Origin of the sequence: Shewanella sp. 10N.286.52.C2, from assembly GCF_002874545.1 — a bacterium.
GTDB lineage: Bacteria > Pseudomonadota > Gammaproteobacteria > Enterobacterales > Shewanellaceae > Shewanella.
This window is the reverse complement of the sequence record NZ_MCTV01000027.1, coordinates 61,975-80,708: the sequence shown is the minus strand read 5'-3', so window position 1 is coordinate 80,708 and position 18,734 is coordinate 61,975. Positions and strand designations below refer to the sequence as shown.

Annotated in this window: 13 protein-coding genes; 9 read left to right on the top strand and 4 right to left on the bottom strand. The window is 41.9% G+C overall.

The window, feature by feature from the left end; all coding sequences use genetic code 11:
• Positions 1-95: 95 nt before the first annotated feature.
• From BCU94_RS11190 to BCU94_RS11175, 4 genes are all read right to left on the bottom strand, one after another.
• A complete protein-coding gene (locus BCU94_RS11190) occupies positions 96-1,706 on the bottom strand; it encodes an ABC-F family ATPase (RefSeq protein WP_102476431.1) in 1,611 nt (536 codons plus the stop codon).
• Positions 1,707-1,961: 255 nt separating this feature from the next.
• The gene (gene mepA, locus BCU94_RS11185; RefSeq protein WP_102476430.1) at positions 1,962-2,831 is read right to left on the bottom strand and encodes a penicillin-insensitive murein endopeptidase; all 870 of its coding nucleotides are present in this window, start codon (positions 2,829-2,831) and stop codon (positions 1,962-1,964) included.
• Between the two features lie 279 nt (positions 2,832-3,110).
• Positions 3,111-4,265: an alpha-hydroxy acid oxidase gene (locus BCU94_RS11180; RefSeq protein ID WP_102476429.1), complete on the bottom strand. Its 1,155-nt coding sequence runs from the start codon at positions 4,263-4,265 to the stop codon at positions 3,111-3,113.
• A gap of 10 nt (positions 4,266-4,275) precedes the next feature.
• On the bottom strand, positions 4,276-5,208 hold the full coding sequence (locus BCU94_RS11175; RefSeq protein WP_102476428.1) for a D-glycerate dehydrogenase: 933 nt from the start codon (positions 5,206-5,208) through the stop codon (positions 4,276-4,278).
• Between the two features lie 391 nt (positions 5,209-5,599).
• On the opposite strand from BCU94_RS11175, the gene BCU94_RS11170 reads away from it, so the two are divergent.
• The 9 genes from BCU94_RS11170 to BCU94_RS11130 all read left to right on the top strand — a co-directional run bounded on the left by BCU94_RS11170 (position 5,600) and on the right by BCU94_RS11130 (position 18,734).
• The gene (locus BCU94_RS11170; protein WP_102476427.1) at positions 5,600-6,328 is read left to right on the top strand and encodes a Crp/Fnr family transcriptional regulator; all 729 of its coding nucleotides are present in this window, start codon (positions 5,600-5,602) and stop codon (positions 6,326-6,328) included.
• 202 nt (positions 6,329-6,530) lie between these two features.
• Positions 6,531-8,375 carry a dihydroxy-acid dehydratase gene (gene ilvD, locus BCU94_RS11165; protein WP_102437105.1) on the top strand — a complete coding sequence of 615 codons (1,845 nt, stop codon included), beginning with the start codon at positions 6,531-6,533 and terminating at the stop codon, positions 8,373-8,375.
• Between the two features lie 14 nt (positions 8,376-8,389).
• A complete protein-coding gene (locus BCU94_RS11160; protein ID WP_241904991.1) occupies positions 8,390-9,748 on the top strand; it encodes a GntP family permease in 1,359 nt (452 codons plus the stop codon).
• Between the two features lie 319 nt (positions 9,749-10,067).
• Complete coding sequence (locus tag BCU94_RS11155) at positions 10,068-12,659, top strand: TonB-dependent receptor (RefSeq protein ID WP_102476425.1); 2,592 nt, start codon at positions 10,068-10,070, stop codon at positions 12,657-12,659.
• A gap of 788 nt (positions 12,660-13,447) precedes the next feature.
• Positions 13,448-13,861: a GNAT family N-acetyltransferase gene (locus tag BCU94_RS11150; protein WP_102476424.1), complete on the top strand. Its 414-nt coding sequence runs from the start codon at positions 13,448-13,450 to the stop codon at positions 13,859-13,861.
• Between the two features lie 43 nt (positions 13,862-13,904).
• Positions 13,905-14,483 (top strand): HD domain-containing protein, encoded by a 579-nt coding sequence (locus BCU94_RS11145; protein WP_102476423.1) that lies wholly within the window; start codon positions 13,905-13,907, stop codon positions 14,481-14,483.
• Positions 14,484-14,674: 191 nt separating this feature from the next.
• Positions 14,675-15,865, top strand: a complete 1,191-nt coding sequence (locus BCU94_RS11140; RefSeq protein ID WP_102476422.1) for a porin — start codon at positions 14,675-14,677, stop codon at positions 15,863-15,865.
• A 448-nt stretch (positions 15,866-16,313) separates the two neighbouring features.
• Positions 16,314-17,939, top strand: a complete 1,626-nt coding sequence (locus BCU94_RS11135; protein WP_198590878.1) for a hypothetical protein — start codon at positions 16,314-16,316, stop codon at positions 17,937-17,939.
• A gap of 201 nt (positions 17,940-18,140) precedes the next feature.
• On the top strand, positions 18,141-18,734 hold the full coding sequence (locus BCU94_RS11130; protein WP_102476421.1) for a pentapeptide repeat-containing protein: 594 nt from the start codon (positions 18,141-18,143) through the stop codon (positions 18,732-18,734).

Here is an 18,734-nt window from a genome sequence, read left to right as displayed (position 1 = left end):
AAAGGTTGGCATAGCGTAAAAACAAAAAAGCCATTTGAATATTCAAATGGCTTTTTTATGACTGCGATATTACGAATAATCTTCGTTAATAAGGCTTATTTTTTTATCAGCGCTGCTGCTTCAGCTTGGCTTGCCATGTACTCATCAAACGTACCGTGGAAACTTAATAACTTTTGGTCTCTCACATCAATGATGTGAGTTGCAAGCGATGATACAAATTCTCTATCGTGGCTAACGAAAATCAAGGTGCCTTCAAATTCTTTAAGGGCATTGTTCAGCGCTTCAATGGCTTCCATGTCCATGTGGTTGGTTGGCTCGTCCATGATGAGTACATTTACATCCATCATCATTAACTTACCAAATAATAGACGGTTCTTTTCACCACCTGAACAGTTACGGGCTTTCTTGTTGGCATCATCTTCAGTAAATAGAAGACGGCCTAACATACCACGGACCATTAAATCGTTATGTCTTGGGGTGCGCCATTGCGACATCCAATCAAATAAACTTAGATCATTATCAAAGTCTTTGCTGCTGTCTTGCGGGCAGTAACCGATAGCGGCATTTTCAGACCACTTAACCACACCTTCGTTATTGGTCAGATCGTTAACTAAACAGCGTAGCAGGGTAGTTTTACCGACACCGTTTTCACCAATAACAGCAAGCTTTGCGCCTGCTTCAAGGATAATGTTACCGCCTTGGAATAAGGTATTATCTTCAAAACCATGGCCAACGTCTTCCATGATAAGCGCTTGACGATGCATTTTTTTGCTTTCGTCAAAACGTAATGAAGGCGTCATGCGACTAGATGATTTAACTTCATCTAGCGAAATTTTATCAAGCTTTTTAGCACGAGAACTGGCTTGCTTCGCTTTAGATGCGTTAGCACCAAAACGGTTAACAAAGTCTTGAAGTTCAGCCATTTCAGCCACTTTCTTAGCGTTACCTGCTAATAACTGCTCTTGGATTAAGCCTGCAGCTTCAAGGAAGTATTCGTAATTACCAGGGTAAATACGCAGTTCACCGTAATCGATATCAGCCATATGAGTACAGACAGTGTTCAAGAAATGTCTATCATGGGAGATGATGATCATGGTGCATTTACGTTTGTTTAACTCATCTGCTAACCAACTAATGGTATGTATGTCCAAGTTGTTGGTCGGTTCATCAAGCAGCAAGATATCAGGGTTTGAGAATAAAGCCTGTGCCAGTAATACACGTAGCTTTTTACCGGGAGCGACTTGGCTCATTAAACCAAAGTGATATTCTTCATCGATACCGGCTTCAAGTAAGATTTCACCAGCGCGGCTTTCTGCACTGTAACCGTCCATTTCAGCAAACTCACTTTCAAGTTCACCGACTCTCATTCCGTCTTCTTCAGTCATTTCAGGCAAAGAATAAATGCGTTCACGCTCTTGCTTAACTTCCCACAGTTTTGGGTCACCCTGAATGACAGCATCGACTACGCTGTACTGTTCAAAAGCAAACTGATCTTGACTTAAGGTACCGACTTTTTGGCCCGGAGTAATAGACACGTTGCCAGAAGTCGGTGCAAGTTCACCACTTAGAATTTTCATGAAGGTTGATTTACCACAACCGTTGGCACCAATTAAACCATAACGGTTTCCGTGGCCAAATTTAGCTGAGATGTTTTCAAACAATGGCTCTGGGCCAAACTGCATGGTGATATTTGCGGTAGAAATCAAAGGAATATCCTGAATGGTTAAGTATGCAAAACAAAGCTCGATGTACAATAAAAAGGTACTTTGAGTTCAGCCAAGCTAAGCAGATAAACGCTGACCTTAAAAAGGCAGAGCATTTACGTAGGTAAAACAGCCGCGGATTATACAGACATAACTGCTCATATGTCGAGCAGCCAATGCAGTTAAAGTATATTTTTGGCCTGTTTAGTGCAATTTAACGGGCAAATGCTCAATAGTGAATGTTTTAAGAGGGGGGAATTACTGTTTTGCCTGTAAGTTTTTAACTAGTGGTTCACAGGAAAGCGGTTTTTGTTTTAAAGGCTTTGGCTTTGGCGCCGCTGCCGTTTTAGGTTGTTTAGCTTGTTGCTGGCTTGCCGCTGCACGCTTAAGTTGCTGGGTCCACCAAGTTAGTTCTTCACAGCCATGACCTGATTTAATGGGCTGCTGCGCTTTACATAAGCTATCAGTTTCAGGGCAATGCAAGCGCACATGCATGTGAGAGGTATGGCCCCACCAAGGACGAATTTTTTGTAGCCAAGTATCCTTGTCGCTTCGTTCATTACACAGCTGCTGCTTGATGATTGGATTAACAAAAATCCGAGCGACCTGATTATTCTCTGCAGCGACTTTGAGCATGGTTTTATGTTGTTTTGACCATGCTTGATTAACGGTTAATTTATCAATATCAACCACAGACAAATGACGTGGATTTTGTAATTCTTGGGGCTTGAGTGGCGCCTCGGTTAGTTTTAGCCAAATATCCACATCTAAGCCTATTTGATGGCTGCTGTGGCCAAAATCAAATTGACCGCCGCGGGGCATCGACATATCACCGATGAGAATATTATTGATCCCTTGCTTAGTTAGCTGCTTTGAATAGTGACTGACAAAATTCACGAGATTAGGGTGGCCATAAAAACGCTGCCGCTGACTACGAATAACTTGGTAGCCGTCACCCGTTAACGGCAGTGGCTGTGCGCCTGATAAACAACCATTAGCATAGCCGCCAATAGCTGCAACTTGCCCTTGATAGATGCTGGTGGCGAGCTCCCAAGGATTGGTTCTGGCCTGCAGTGGATAAATGCTTAACAAACTTAATAGCAGTAATATGGTGCTTAATCGTGTCATTGATAAAATTACTCCTACAAGACTGTGAATTAAAGGTATAGGACATGAGCGAGTTAATTAGCGAATGCTTGATAATCAAATCACTTATGAGCTCAACAAAAGTATAGAAGGCGATAGGAATTAGGCGAGTGAATAGCGCGGATTAGTTTGAATGCTTAAATTCTTTTAAGTCGTAGCATTATGACACTAGAGCATCAGGCCTGCGAAGGGGGGGGAGCTCGCAGGCCTGATGTTGTTCTAACTTAATATTATCTCACTTAAAGGGAATGAGGATGACCGTTAACGCTTACGGATCATGCTGGTGTTAATATCCTTAAGGCTTTGACAGCCTGCCAAGGCCATAGTACGGACCAATTCTGTTTTGAGTATACAGATGGCTTTTTCTGCACCCGCTTGCCCGCCCGCAGCTAGGCCATAGGCGTATGCTCTGCCAAGTGATACCGCATTAGCGCCTAAGGCTATCGCTTTAAAAATATCGCTGCCGCGCCTGATGCCGCCATCGACGATGAGCTCGATGTCTGGACCGACTGCCGCTCGAATGTCAGCCACCATTTCAATTGGCGCAGGGGTGCAGTCCAGCTGTCTGCCGCCATGATTTGAAATCATAATGGCCGATGCGCCAATGTGTTTAGCTTTAACTGCATCATCTACCGACATAATGCCTTTGATGGCAAAAGGGCCGCCCCATTGTTTAATCATCTTGGCGGCGTGATCCCAAGTGAGATTTCGCTCCAATAGATTACCCATATACTTAAGGAAGCTTTCGGTATCGCCTGTTGAGGGGGCTGCATTTAGATTAACTAAATCTTTGCCACCTGACATAAAGTAGTTTTTTACCCACAAAGGATGTTTAGCAAATTCCAATAGGCTTTTTAGGCTGAGGTTCATGGGTATGGTTAAGCCATTTTTTATGTCTCGCTCACGATTGCCGCCCACCACGGTATCAACGGTTAAACACATGGCTTGATATTTTGCCGCTTTTGCCCGCTGCATAATTTCTTCATTTAATTGCGGATCCGTCACGACATATACCTGAAACATTTTATTGCCATAACTACTGCTGGCGACCTCTTCAATGGTTTTGGAAGAGAAAGTGGATAAGGTAAACAAAATATCCTGTTTTTCAGCGGCTTTAGCGCCAGCGATATCTGCATCAGCATGAAACATGCGCTGCTGACCCACAGGTGAAATAAAAAATGGTGCCGACATGTCACAGCCCAGTATATGGCTGTGGGTATTGATGTCGGTGACATTAGTGAGACACTTAGGAATAATCTGATATTGATCAAAGGCATTAACATTGTGACTCAAAGACACTTCATCGTCAGCACCGCCTGCCATGTAGTCATACACAGGTAGGGGGAGGTTTTTATGTGCTTGCTGATGTAACTGCTCAATGTTAAAGCATTTTTCTAAAGACTTAGTTAATAACATAGTGGCGGCTCTATACAGGAGTTGATAACGGTTTGCCTTCAAGCATCGCAATAACATTTTGTAAGGCTTTGCCTGCCATAGCTTGACGGCATTCAGCCGTTGCGCTGCCAATATGCGGAGTTAAGGTGACATTTTCAAAATCAAGATAGCCAGAATGGAAATCAGGCTCACCATCAAATACATCTAATCCAGCTGCAGCAATTTTACCGTTTTTTAGTGCATCGATGAGGGCGTTGTCATCAATTAATCCGCCGCGGCCGGTATTGATCAAAATGGCGCCATCGTTGCAATTGGCTAAGCTATCAGCATTGATTATCTGTTGTGATTCAGGGGTGAGTGGGCAATGTAAACTAATGATATCTACAGACGATAACAAGCTCGCCAGACTGTCACAATAATGGGCTTGATAGTTTGCTTCGGCTTCGAGAGATCGTGAGCGATTATAATAATAAATATCCATATTAAAGGCTTTGGCGCGGCGCGCAACGGCTTGGCCTATGCTACCCATTCCCACAATGCCTAACTTTTTACCGTGGACTTGATTTCCCATCATGGCCATTGGGGCTTGTTTAGACCATTTACCGCTGCGTAAAAAGCGCTCATTTGCGCCAAGTCGGCGGCAAGTGGCTAGCAATAACCCAAAGGCTAAGTCGGCAGTATCTTCAGTGACCACCGGGGTGTTAGTTACCGAAATGGAGCGCGCTTTAGCGGCGTTAAGGTCAATATTATCAACGCCAATACCAATATTGGCGATTAATGTAATGGATGTCGGCAAGGTATTAATAAAATCAGAACTAACGGCATCTAATGCCGTTGTTAAGTACACCTTTGCACCTGTAAAAACAGCGTAATCACCTTCAAATACCCGCACTTCGATTGCGGAGCCATTAGCGCTAATTTGCGGTAGAGGTAATGGGCGAGAAAGTACAATAATATCAGTCATTATCTTGTCCTTTTTATTATTTTTATGGGCAATCAATTGGTTTTAGGTCACGCCATTTCTGTCATGATTTTTGAAGCTAGTGATTGTTTAGAGTGCCAGTAGCGATGGTTTGTTTCCGCAACAAATGTTGCATTTGAGATGCTTTATGGTCGATATCGATATAAAATTTATAAGCTTAATTGGCTTGCTTTTGTGAACGATAATAACGTGTCTACTATAAATATCACTATTAATCGGTAGAAGAATAGTGTTGTAAAGTGGATAAAACCCTAGGCAGTATTTGTTGCTAGCGTGTGGTTTTTTTAGCCTTTGCCTTTGTAGGGACTATCACTTAATCTAGCCATGATTGACCAATAATAATAAGTTCGAATGAACAAGGACTCTCTGCACTATGTTAACAATTCAACATCTACATAATTGGCGCGCTGAATTACCCAGCGAAATACAGCAGCAAATATCCCACAGGCTTAGCTTTAAAAAATTTCGTAAAGATGAATTTATTTACAACTCTGGTGAAACCTCAAATTGTGGCTTTCAAGTGGTGTCAGGTAAAGTCAAGATTTGTAATTACAATAAAGAAGGTCGAGAGTTAATTGTGGCCATTTTGCATGCAGGTGATTGCTTTGGGGATATCGGATTAATCACCCGCTATAATCGACCTAACTATGCTGTGGCATGCACTGATGTTGAAGTTAATGTATTGTCACATAAAGACTATTTACATTTAAGTCAGCACTTTCCTGAAATGTCGATAGCACTAAACCGCTTTCTATGTACCCGCATTCAATACACTTTTGCCAGTTTAAATGAAGCATTATTACTGCCACTTTATGAAAGATTAGGTGCAGCAATTGTCAGGCTTGCCCTAAGCCGCGGCGCTAAAGAACTTGAAGCTGTCTCTTTACCTGATATATCACAAGAAATGCTCGGGCAAATGGTGGGGGCAACACGGCAAAGCGTCGGGCGTGAATTGAAAAAAATGCAGCAAGAAAACCTGATTCAAATTGAGTACGGTAAAATTTTTATTAATGATATTGATAACATGATCAAATTGTTTGATTTGAATTTGTCACATCAAGCCATAGTGCCGCTTTATTCGACAATGGCAGATACCGTCTAGATATTTGATTTTATTATATTTTATCATCTATTGTGTTAACAGTGCCTCGCAAGGTCTTATGGCTGATATTTGCTACACCTGTCATTGCAATTGAGTTTCGAACCAAACTCAGTGCTTCGCCTTAATTGTCACAAATGTGACAGAAATTAACAAATCATCTATGACAAAGTAGTTAACACTAATAATAAAAACGAGAGTTAACATGCCTAAATTAAGATCATCAAAAGTTGTCGACGGTAAAGGTGCAGCTGCAGCACGTGCACTTTGGTTAGCAGGGGGATTACAGCAAACAGATTTTGGCAAGCCCATGATTGCCGTGGTTAATTCATTTACCGAGTTTGTCCCAGGCCATGTACATTTACAAGACGTCGGCCGCCTAGTGTGTGAGGCTATTTTTGAAGCGGGCGGCATTGCCCGTGAGTTCAATACCATTGCTATCGATGACGGCATTGCCATGGGTCATGACGGTATGCTTTATAGCTTACCGAGCCGTGAAATTATTGCTGACAGCATCGAATATATGATTAATGCTCATTGCGTTGATGCGATGATCTGTATTTCAAACTGCGACAAAATCACCCCTGGCATGTTAATGGCGGGATTAAGGTTAAATATTCCAGTGATATTTGTCTCAGGCGGGCCTATGGAAGCAGGCCGCGTAGTTGAAAAAGATAAAGTTCAGCGTTTTGACCCCATTGATACCTATATTGCCGCTTTCAGTAGTCAGGAACTTGATGGTAAAAGTGCTGAGTTTTTAGAAAATCATGCCTGTCCTACCTGCGGCTCTTGTTCTGGCATGTTTACCGCCAACTCAATGAATTGCTTGGCTGAAGTGTTAGGGCTCGCACTACCGGGCAATGGCTCATTATTGGCGACTCATTCCGATCGTAAAGACTTGTTCACCCGTGCAGCTAAGCAAATCGTAACCAACACCAAAAAGTTCTATTTTGAAGATGACGACTCGGTGTTACCGCGCTCGATTGCCACTCGCGAAGCGTTTTTCAATGCGATGAAAGTGGATATTACGATGGGAGGTTCTACCAACACCATTCTACACTTGCTGGCTATGGCCCAAGAAGGCGAGGTGGATTTCAATCTCAGTGATATTGATGGCTTATCCAGAAAAGTGCCGCACCTTTGCAAGGTGTCACCAGCCACCAAAGATTACTATATGGAAGATGTTCACCGTGCTGGCGGCATGATGGCAATCATTGGCGAACTAGAACGCGCCGGATTAATTGACACCAGTGTTAAATCGGTTGGCGGCGGGACATTAGCGGAAATGCTAGCCTATTGGGATGTATTACGTACAGATAACCCAGAAGTGCATGAGTACTTTAAAGCCGCGCCTGGTGGCAAACGCACCATTAAGGCCTATGGCCAGTCACAGCGCTGGAAAGAGTTAGATTTAGATCGTGAAAAAGGCTGTATCCGTAATATTGATAACCCTTATAGCACCGAAGGTGGCTTGGCCGTTTTGTACGGTAATATTTCTGAAAATGGTTGCATAGTGAAAACCGCTGCAGTGTATGAACATATGCTGGATTTTACCGGAACGGCAAGAGTATTCAATCAGCAAGAAACGGCATTAACCGCCATTGATAATGGTGAAATTCAACCTAACACCATCATCATTATTCGCTACGAAGGCCCGAAGGGCGGACCTGGCATGCAAGAGATGCTTAAACCAACCATGAGCTTAAAAGCTCAAGGGTTAGATGCTAGCTGTGCACTGGTGACAGATGGTCGATACTCTGGTGCATCTGCGGGTCTGTCAGTGGGTCATGTTTCACCTGAGGCGGCTAATCAAGGTGCTATCGGGTTAATTGAAGATGGCGATCAAATACGCATCGATATTCCTAATCGTTCGATTAATTTACTGATCTCTGATACGGCATTGCAGCAACGTCGTGATGCCATGAATGCGTTGCCAAAGGATCAAGCTTGGCAGCCCAATGAACCAAGAACCCGTGTGATCACCCGCGCGTTAAAATCCTATGCAGCGTTTGCTACCAGTGCCGATCGCGGTGGATATCGTGAGCTATAAATGGAGTTATTGATATGGCTTTAGGAATTATTGCGGCATTAGCTGTATTTATATGGATGGCGATGCGCGGCTATAGCATTGTGCTGGCCTCGCTAGTGTGTTCCACCATAGTGATTATCACTAGCGGCATGGCATTTGATAAAGCCATGCTGGAATATTTTCCAACCGGGGCACTGGGGGCATTTACATTTGCGGGACGGTTCTTTTTACTCTTTGCCGCAGGTGCGATGTTTGGTCGTTTATTGGCGGCAACAGGAGCGGCCAATAGTATTGCGAATAAGTTAGTCGACACCTTAGGCGCTGAACGTGTGCTAATTATTACGGTATTATTTTCAGCTTTGCTCACCTATGGTGGCGTGGTGTTGTTTGTGGTTATTTTCACTATGTATCCGCTTGGGGTGCAGCTATTGCAACAAGCGAATGTGCCTAAGCGGTTATTTACTGGTGCCATTGCCTTAGGTATTGGTACGTTCACCATGACCGCTATGCCAGGCTCACCGTCAATACATAATGTGATATCTTCGGTATCGCTAAAAACCGACTTATTTGCCGCAGCGGGATATGGCCTATTCAGTAGCGCCATTATGTTGTCTTTGGGGCTGTGGTATCTTGAAAAGCAGCGTCACATAGCCAAGGCCAATGGTGAGGGTTTTATCCCTTCTGAAAAAGATAAACTGATTTTAGCCAACAATAAGCAAATGGCGATGCCATCTTGGTTTCGTTCAGTCATTCCCATTGCCGCTGTGGTAATTTGTATTGTCTCTCCAAGGATCATCAGTGCTTTAGGCGTTAACGGCATTGAGGTTGTTGACTATGCCAACAGTCAGCCGATAATTTGGCCTTGTATGGCACTCTTGATTGGTATTATTACCACCATAGTGTTGTTTCCACGTATTCTACCCCGCAGTATTACCGAGCTTGGTCAAGGCGCTGAAGAGTCTATATCGCCGTTAATCGCGACTTCAGTTGTCATCGGTTTTGGTGGCGTAGTGAGCCATACCGAAACGTTTGCGCAGTTTTCCCAGTGGATCACCACCTTAGATGTCCCTGTGCTGCTGTCAATTTTTATTGCCGCAAGCTCAGTGTCTGCAATTGTGGGTTCGTCATCAGGTGGCTTGCAAATCTTTTTAGGGACTATGGCGCCTGTTTATTTAGATAAAGGCGTCGATCCAGAGATCTTACATCGGGTTGCTGCTATGGCCAGCGGCGGGTTTGATAGTCTGCCTCATTGCGGCGCGGTAGTAGCGATATTGGCAATAACAGGGCAAACCCATAAAACGGCTTATAAAGATGTCGGAGTCGTGACTGTGGTGTTCCCCGTCATTGCCTGTTTAACCACAATTGGGAGTTATTGGCTGCTTAACACGATATAAGCAGTGGCCTCATAAGGTATGTTTATACGTTATGAGGCTAGGTTTTATGGCTTAATCTGTCTTTTGGACATATTGAGCCGAACAATGCCATTATCTTGAATTCATGACAGCCAAAGCTTGCAAAATCTTTTTAGCCAACCCATTTTAATAAACAAATCCTCGCTATAAATTAGTTGATATTTTATCCCACAGATATCCCAACCGAACAAATGTGGCAGTTTATTGTACAGCGCTAGCGTTACCCTCAAATTAACCCGTATTTCTTTACAAATAATTAACATGGGTTGAAAAATAATAATAGTCAATTTGGGGATTAACTATGTCACATGTTCAAGCAAACGGAAATTTTAAAAAGTCGTTAATTGCGACAGTGCTGCTATCAATAATTCATGCGCCAGTAATGGCAAATGAGCCACAACAAGAACAAACTCAGTCAGAAAAAAAACAATTTGAAGTGATTGAAGTGACCGCGCAAAAACGCAGCCAGTCTATTAATGAAGTGCCTATGTCGATTTCGGCCTTTAATGCCGAGACATTAGATGAAATAGGTATCGATGACACCACTGATTTAGCCAATATTGTACCTGGGTTTAATTTCAGTGATAGCGCATTTGGGGCACCGGTTTATACCTTACGTGGGGTGGGTTTCAATGAGTCAAGCGCTCAAGCGACATCAACGGTTGGAGTGTATGTTGATGAAATTGCAGTACCATTTCCTATTATGACCAAAGGCACTAACCTTGACGTCGAACGGGTGGAGATTTTAAAAGGGCCACAAGGCACGCTTTATGGCCGTAACTCAACGGCTGGCGCGGTCAATTATATTGCGGCGAAACCCTCTAAGGATTTTGAAGCCGCCATCAAAGCGAGTATTGCTTCTTATGAAACCATTTCTGCTGAAGGTTACGTGACAGGCGGAATTAGCGACATGGTAAGTGGTCGTCTGGCACTTAAAACGATTCAGTCAGACGAGGGCTGGCAGGAAAGCATTAGCCGTGATGAAACCTTAGGTCGACAAGATAAACTGGCTGTGCGTGGTAGCTTAAACTTTGACTTCAGTGAGGCAACTCAAGCATTGCTGACTATCGGTTATGCTAGCGATAATTCAGAAACAATTGCGCCGCAAAATATTGATTATATTCCCGGTAAAGCAGGAGGCGCGCCGTTTACTGTTTCGATATATCAAACCCAGTTAGATATGGCACAAAATCCACAGAATTTTACCGGCTTAATGGATGATAATGCCAAAGCAGATTGGACTGCTGGGCGCACACCGAGCCTTGAACACACCAGCACGAATGTGTCATTGAAAGTTGAGCACGACATTAATGATCAAACCTTATTTACCTCGCTGACTGGCTACTCAAAATTTGAAGATGATGGTTCAGAATACGAGCGAGCTGGTTTTGCAGGGGAAACCATTGCTAATATTAAAAATAACCCACTGAGTGCCGCTACTGAACAAGCCTTTGGAGCAGGATTTGACGGCTACTTATTAGGTCGTTATCAAAATGCCGCCGATTCCGAATACGTTACCATGGACTATGTTTATCAAAATGGTGAAATTGATTCCATATCCCAAGAGTTTCGAGTTAGCCAACAACTTGATAGCCTGGTGTGGATTGCAGGGCTTTATTACAGTAAAAGCGAAGTCGATTACCAAACCCAGCAGGATTGGGGCATAAGTAGTAACGTAAATATTCTGCCAATCCCTGGCTTTGGCTTTAATATTGCTGAAAATGATATTAATCAACAAACCACAACCGCCTCAGTGTTTGCCAGTGCTGACTGGTTTATTACTGATCAATTCACGCTTACCACCGGCTTGCGTTATTCAAAAGATGAAGCGGATTTTACTGGCTGCTCAAGAGATGTTGATGGCGGTTTAGCTGATACTTTTTTTAATTTCTTTTTCGGAACAACGCCCACTAGTGACGTCATCAAAGGTGATGGCTACAACGCAGGCAGTTGCGTTACGGTATTAGATTTTGGAACGCCAGAGGCGAGTGTTGGGGAGGTTAGTGACACATTAAGCGAAGACTCACTTTCATGGCGCCTAGCTGCTAATTATGAGTTTAATGATGATTTATCAGTCTATGCATCTTATAGCCGTGGTTTTAAAGCGGGTAGCTTTCCTTCTTTAGCGGCAGTGACTGATCAACAGTTAGTTCCCGTTGTTCAAGAGCAACTTGACGCTTATGAAATAGGTTTTAAATCAAGCCTAGCCGAGCGTACTCTGCAGTTAAATGGCGCGGCTTTTTATTATGATTACCAAGATAAGCAACTGCTTACCAAAAAAATCGCCCCAGTATTTAACACCGTATTTACCCTAGGTAATATGCCTAAATCTTCGATCACAGGGGTTGAACTTGATGGGCGCTGGTTAGCGACAGATAACTTGACCTTAGGCGCTGCCTACGGCTGGTTAGATTCACAGATTAAACAAGGTGTCGGCTATAACCAACCAGGGCAATATTTAGACTTTAAAGGTTCGCCACTGCCTTTTACGCCAGAGCATCAGTTTAATTTATTTGCCCGTTTTGACTTTGAAATTTCAGCCGGGCTGCAAGGCTTTGTTGGCGCAGATGTAGCATATTCAAGTGAGTCACATGCCGATTTTGAAGGCTCAGTTGATCAAACTCTTGCCGTGTCAGATTTTGTTGGTGAGCCTTATGCCGTTGAAATACCAGCAACCGATTATGAGTTTGATGAGCGTTTTATTAACCCGTCTTATACCCTAGTGAATTTACGTTTTGGGGTTGAAGCTGATAGTTGGAAAGCCTTTGCATGGGGTAAAAATATCACTGACGAGTACTACACCAATACCACAGTCAAAAATAATGAAATGTATGCCAAATACCCAGCAATGGGCGCCCAATACGGGGTGACATTTGAATACACATGGTTTTAGTTAAGTATGAGTTAATTGTTAATCAGGCTTAATGCCGAACTAAAGTCATCTCAACAATTACTGCGTTTTGGGATTTTGTTGGGGTGATTTTTAACTTTTAGCAGCGCTAATTTTTACATCACAGTTTTAGGGCGGGGTATAACAAGTAAGTATCGCGAGGGAAATGTTGGTAGCTATTCAGGCCACCGAAGGAACTCGATGGCCACATCTTGCTTAATGCTCTAGAAAACCTTTGTTAGCTTTCTTGGCAGTCTTTGCTGCTTTCTTTTCTTTTGCAGTTAAAAGTGGTTGCTTTTTAGTGTTTTTCTTACTGTCTTGTCCTTTGCTCATGATACTTTCCATTTGTTGTCATGTAACACACCTGAGGCTAGTTTTAATCAACCGGAGGACCCTGTTACTAGTACATTAGACTCAATTGTCGAATATATAAGTAACCATCTTAGTATGGCCCTATAGCAGGGCAATTGATAGTAATAGTTGATATACACTCAGTATATTAACCCCTTTATGTGTTGCTAGGGGGTAGATAAAGCTGTTTGCGTTAAAGTTGGGCCGTAGATATTTTAGTAAACGATGGATCTAACAATTTGATAACCAAGCTTAATGTGTAAAAATATTGAAGACTGCTATAAACAAGGACATGGAGTGAGTCAGTTGCAAAAATGAGTTAAGTAATTACAGGTGTATGGCTTTAAGGCGAGTTTCAGTGGCAATAAAATTCACATTAAATTCGAAGGCTAAGCTAATTTAGTTTGAATAACCCAAGATATTGGCTTGGAGGCCAGCAAATGATGTTAGAAGTAAACCATCAAGAAGATAGCGTTATTTTTGACACCCTAGTCGCAGGGGTTAGAGAGCACAAATATGAACATATGGGGCCAGAAGAAACCAAGCCCTTATCTGTGGTTTGTCGTGATGAACAAGGCACTATTATAGGTGGGATAGCAGGGCGAACTATATACAGAAACTTTCTTATTGAAGTGCTCTGGGTCGACAAAGCAAGCCGAGGCTCAGGTCTTGGCCGTCAATTAATGGCATCGGCAGAACTGGAAGCCAAGAAAAGGGGTTGTGTTGTTGCCCAACTGGATACCTTAGATTACCAAGCGCCAGAGTTTTATAAAAAGCTGGGTTTTAAAGTTGTCGGCAGTGTGGCAGCTTTTCCTGGTAGCCCTGAAAGGATTTTTCTCACCAAAGAATACTAATGCTCACTGAATATTATGGGATTCATTTACAAGGAGGTTAGGTTTGAATGAGATCAAAGGCATTGTTGAATTTATTGTAGAAATAGAAAAGTTAAAGTCGGTAACACCTAATACTAAACCTGTAGGTTTAGAACGCTATGAGAATTCAGCTGAACACAGCTGGCATGTGTGCATTAGTGCGCTGATGTTAAAAGAGTTTGCTAATGAACCCGTTGATATCAATCGGGTGATTAAAATGCTACTACTGCATGATCTTGGTGAAATCGATGCAGGCGATACCATAGTTTATGCCAGCAGCAATACGCATTCGATTGCGGAGCAGCAAGGAGTAGAGCGGTTATTCAAAACCTTGCCAGAATATTTAGCTGACGAATATTTACAGCTTTGGCTTGAGTTCGAAGCAGGTAAAACTGCCGATGCTATATTCGCTAAAGCCATTGATAGAGTGCCGCCGTTACTGCATAACATTCATGGCGGTGGTCATAGTTGGAAAAAGCATAACATTTCAAAGCAGCAAGTCATGTCATTGAATGGTGATCGAATCGCTAAAGGTAGTCATAGTCTATGGACTGAGCTTGAAAAACAGTTAATCAGCGCCGCTGAGCAAGGTTTACTTAAATAGCGCTGGCTCGCTTTAGGTAACAACCGATAATTTTTTCTCATTACTCTTATTACTCTTATTCTCATCGCTCTTCTCACGACTTTTATTGAATAAAAAATAAAAACAATTTCTTGTGTATCTTTATAGTTGCGAAAAATTAGCTACATTTATAAAGAGGCGAAAAATTAGTCACAGAGAAGGATTTCGCCAAAATGACTACAAATGGGAGTGTCATTGAGATGATGAAAAAATTATTAGGGGCTTGCTTACTGGTAACCGTGTTACCGCTAGAGGCAGTTGAAGTTTATAAGTCTGATCTATTAAATTTAGACGTCGGTGGCAATATTCAATTAGGTGTTATCAATAGTGACACTAACGATGGTGACAATACCACCACTGTGTTTGATAACGGCTCTCGATTACATTTTGATTTTAGCAGTTCGGTAAATTCAGACCTAAAATTTAGAGGTTTTTTTGAGTGGTATATTAATGCGGTAGCCCGCAATAGCATTGATAGTTACAACGTTGGTCATAATGCAATCTCGCTAAGTGATGGCAGGAATGAGTTTATGTCACTCAGGCAAGGTTTCTTTGCTGCTCAGCACACTAAATGGGGAGAGCTGTCTATTGGTAAAAGAATAGGAGCTTATTCGACAGTGACCTCGGTAACCGATAGGTTTAATGTTTATTCGGCGCTGGCATCATCAACTTATGTATACGGTGATGGTGGCTTAAGTGGCACGGGTCGAGTCGATAATGGTGTTTTCTGGAATAAGCCGTTCGATTTCGATAATCATAGTTTAACGGTTAACCTTCAAGGGCAGTTTATCGACGACACCACAGTGCTTAAAGACGATGAAGATATGCCAGTATTAGATGATGACGGTAATGAAGTCACTCTAACAGCTAAAGGCGGTGAAGCGGCCAGTGTTATTTATGCTTATGATGTAGACAAATTTACCTTTGGCTTAGCGTATGTTAATGACGAGGCTGAAGGGAAAGGTATTAGGATCAGTAACCCTAGGGCCATAGCAGCTTCTTTTAGTTCAACCATGGGTGACTGGTATTTATCTGCGGTAGCCGCACATTCAGAAGGCATGTATCAAGACAACAGTAATCAAATTTTTGAAGGTAAAGGCTACGAAATAGCACTGAGCCGAGACATAGGAAATTGGACTCCAATGATCGGTTGGAACCATATCGAACCGGATAATTACGATATTGCAGAGCAGAGTCAAGCTAGCCAATATGAGCTTGATTTGTTTATCCTTACCCTTAATTACAATGTGCCATCGTTGGGGTTTTTTGCCTTTATTGAGGGAGTGGTCGATAACGGTAAAAATGCCGACGGCAGCAATAGTAACGACGACTATATTTCAGTGGGTATGTATTACCCTTTTTAAGACAAAGAGGATACTCGCTTCACTCTACCATTGATGCTTTGAGCGTGGTAATGCACAGGCTCAAAGCATTGTTAGTTTGCCTTCAAATACCTTTAATAACGCCTAAATTCTACCGATTATTACCCGTAAGCATTTCCCCTTGTCATCGTTTAGCGTGTGGGTTTTAGTCACAGTTTTACCTTTATCGTTCAGCTTAATTGTTCTATTAGAACAACAGCTAATACTGCCAACCAGGTAAATGTAAAAAAATGTAGGTGAAACTTTGCAGTTTTGTTGTTAGCGCGTACAATTTACCTAGTAGCTCAATAAAAATGACTTTATGCATCAATTAGGTAGCGCTTATATGGATACTAATAAAAGATCGTTAAACGGAATAACGTTTAATTATGTTCTAGCAAAGGTGGGATTTTTCAGACTTAACAAGGTAATAAAAGTTTCAAGTTTAGTTGTGAGTTCATTGTTACTAAGTAATGTGGCTTTTAGTGAAGAAATTGCTAGTGAAGATATCAATAATTTAGAGTTTATTAGCGTCCCTAAGGGGGTGAATGTATTTGAAAAGTATGGTCTTTCTGATGACCTCCCAAAATTTGGAATGAGTTCGTTATCCCAAGGTGAAAACCTGGTTGAACATGCATCTCGAATCACCGAATATGAAGGGAAACAAACAACGTCGGACATATTTTTAGTCCAAAGTACTGACACTAAAGGCAATATTGATTTAAGAATTAAATATGACCCAATTAAGTTAGATAAAGACGAAGATGTCATTGCACGTATCGAAAGTATGACTAAAACCGAGTACCTTTTGCGCCAATACGCTAAAAGCTATGATGAGTCATCAGTTAAGGTGGCAGAAAAGGCTAATGGAGAAGTGGTGATTCGTTTTAACTACTCCAAATACCAACTTCCGCAAAACATTGCTTATTTTCGTTTTATGCAGGTATCCATCACGGCTAAAGACGGCAAGCCAATTAAAATGGAGATTACCAATTCAAAAGACTTCGATTACGAAGGCGTAAAAGTTAAAGACTATTCGCAAACGATTTATTTTACTGAATTGGAAAACGGTAAGCCTTATATCAAAAAGAAAATTGAAATTGCCAAGGGCACTAAAAAAGACAAACCGATCACCTTAACTACAACGGTTACCACAATTGCTTTATATGATAATCAAGATGCCGTGGTGGTGATTGATGCTGACTTACTCGCAACGGTTTCAGATCCGCGCATGCGAGAAGAAAAAGTAGAGCTACAAGCGATGTTCCCAATACTTGCTGACTTGGTGCGTCGACAAGGGATTGATGTGCCATTACCTTACGGTATTTCAGTCGCCTATCGAGATCAAAGTATGGATGTAGGTTTCACTTCATTTGATATTATGGGGTTGGAGTTAGACGAGTTTTTTGACCCAGAAACCACCTTCGGAACCGTAGACGCTAAAAGTGTGTCCCTAAGGGCCGATTTAAATATTTTTCCATTTTGGAATGTGTATGCATTAGTCGGTAAAATTAAAGTCGATGCGGTTATCGATGCCCAGTATACCGGTAATATTCGTGATGTGTTTGTCGATAAATTAGGCTCAGAGTTTAAAGCTGATATTGCTTGTGCCTTTGCTGCTGAAGTCGGAGTACCACTTTGTGAGCCAACCCGTTTTGATGTTCCTTTGGAACTTAATTATGATTTAGTGGGCGCAGGTACCACACTTTCGGTGGGTTATAGGGAGTTTTTTGCTTCAGTTACAGGTACCTATTCGTTCACTAAATTAAGTGGCCAGGATTGGGGCGACGGTATTCTCACCGTGCAACCTATGTTGGGTTACCAGTTACTGGATTACCGTGCTCAGTTTTTTGTTGGTGCAGAATATCAAGCATTAAAAGCTAACATGGAAGGTAATTTAGGTTTTGTTGAAGAGTTGAACCGTGAGTTTACTTTCGATGTAGGTGTTAAGTTGAACCAATGGGCTTATCTAGTCGGCTTTAATAAGCAAATTGGTAAACATTACAATTTAAGTGTGCTGTATAACAAAGGTGAAACCCGTGATGCATATACAGTAAGCTTTAATTATCGCTTCTAAATTAGATAAGTAAGTATTCGGTATCAAGGTAACCGATAGTGAGTAAGTTTTTTACTTAACCACTATCGGTTTTTTGCTTATTTTTAGTGAGGCCGTAGCAATCAGTGGGGTCTTAATAATATTTTTGCGCTATTTTCTCTGTTATCAGGGCAAGTGTTATAAAATACGCCTCAAGTTTGAATAATCGAGCATGGGGTTTTAATGAGTCAGATCGTCACACATGAGCAGTACTTTGATAAAAGCTTCAATAAACAACCCATAGACTCAACTGAGGGCTGTGAATTTGAAGAGTGTGAATTTAATGATTGCGACTTTACTGAAGCAGTATTAAAAAATACTAAGTTTTTAAGTTGTACGTTTAATCGCTGTAATTTGAGCTTAATTAAGGTGCCCCGTAGCCGTTTTTTTGAGGTAGATTTTAATGACTGCAAAATGGTGGGTATTGATTGGACTAAAGCGGATTGGCCGTCATTTCATCGTGATGCACAATTAAGCTTTAGCCGTTGTATTCTTAATGACAATTCATTTTTTGGCTTAGTACTAAATGAGTTAAAGCTGATTGAATGCAAGCTGCATGATGTGGATTTTCGTAATGGTGACTTTGCCAATTCCACCATGACTTTTTGTGATTTTACGAATAGTATTTTTATGAAAACCAATTTACAAGCTGTCGACTTTAGTGATTCAACTGACTTTACTATCGATGTGCTACAAAACCGCATTGCCCAAGCTAAGTTCTCACGTTTTGAAGCGCTAAACTTACTTGAGAGTTTAGCTATCGAGCTGGTGGATTAA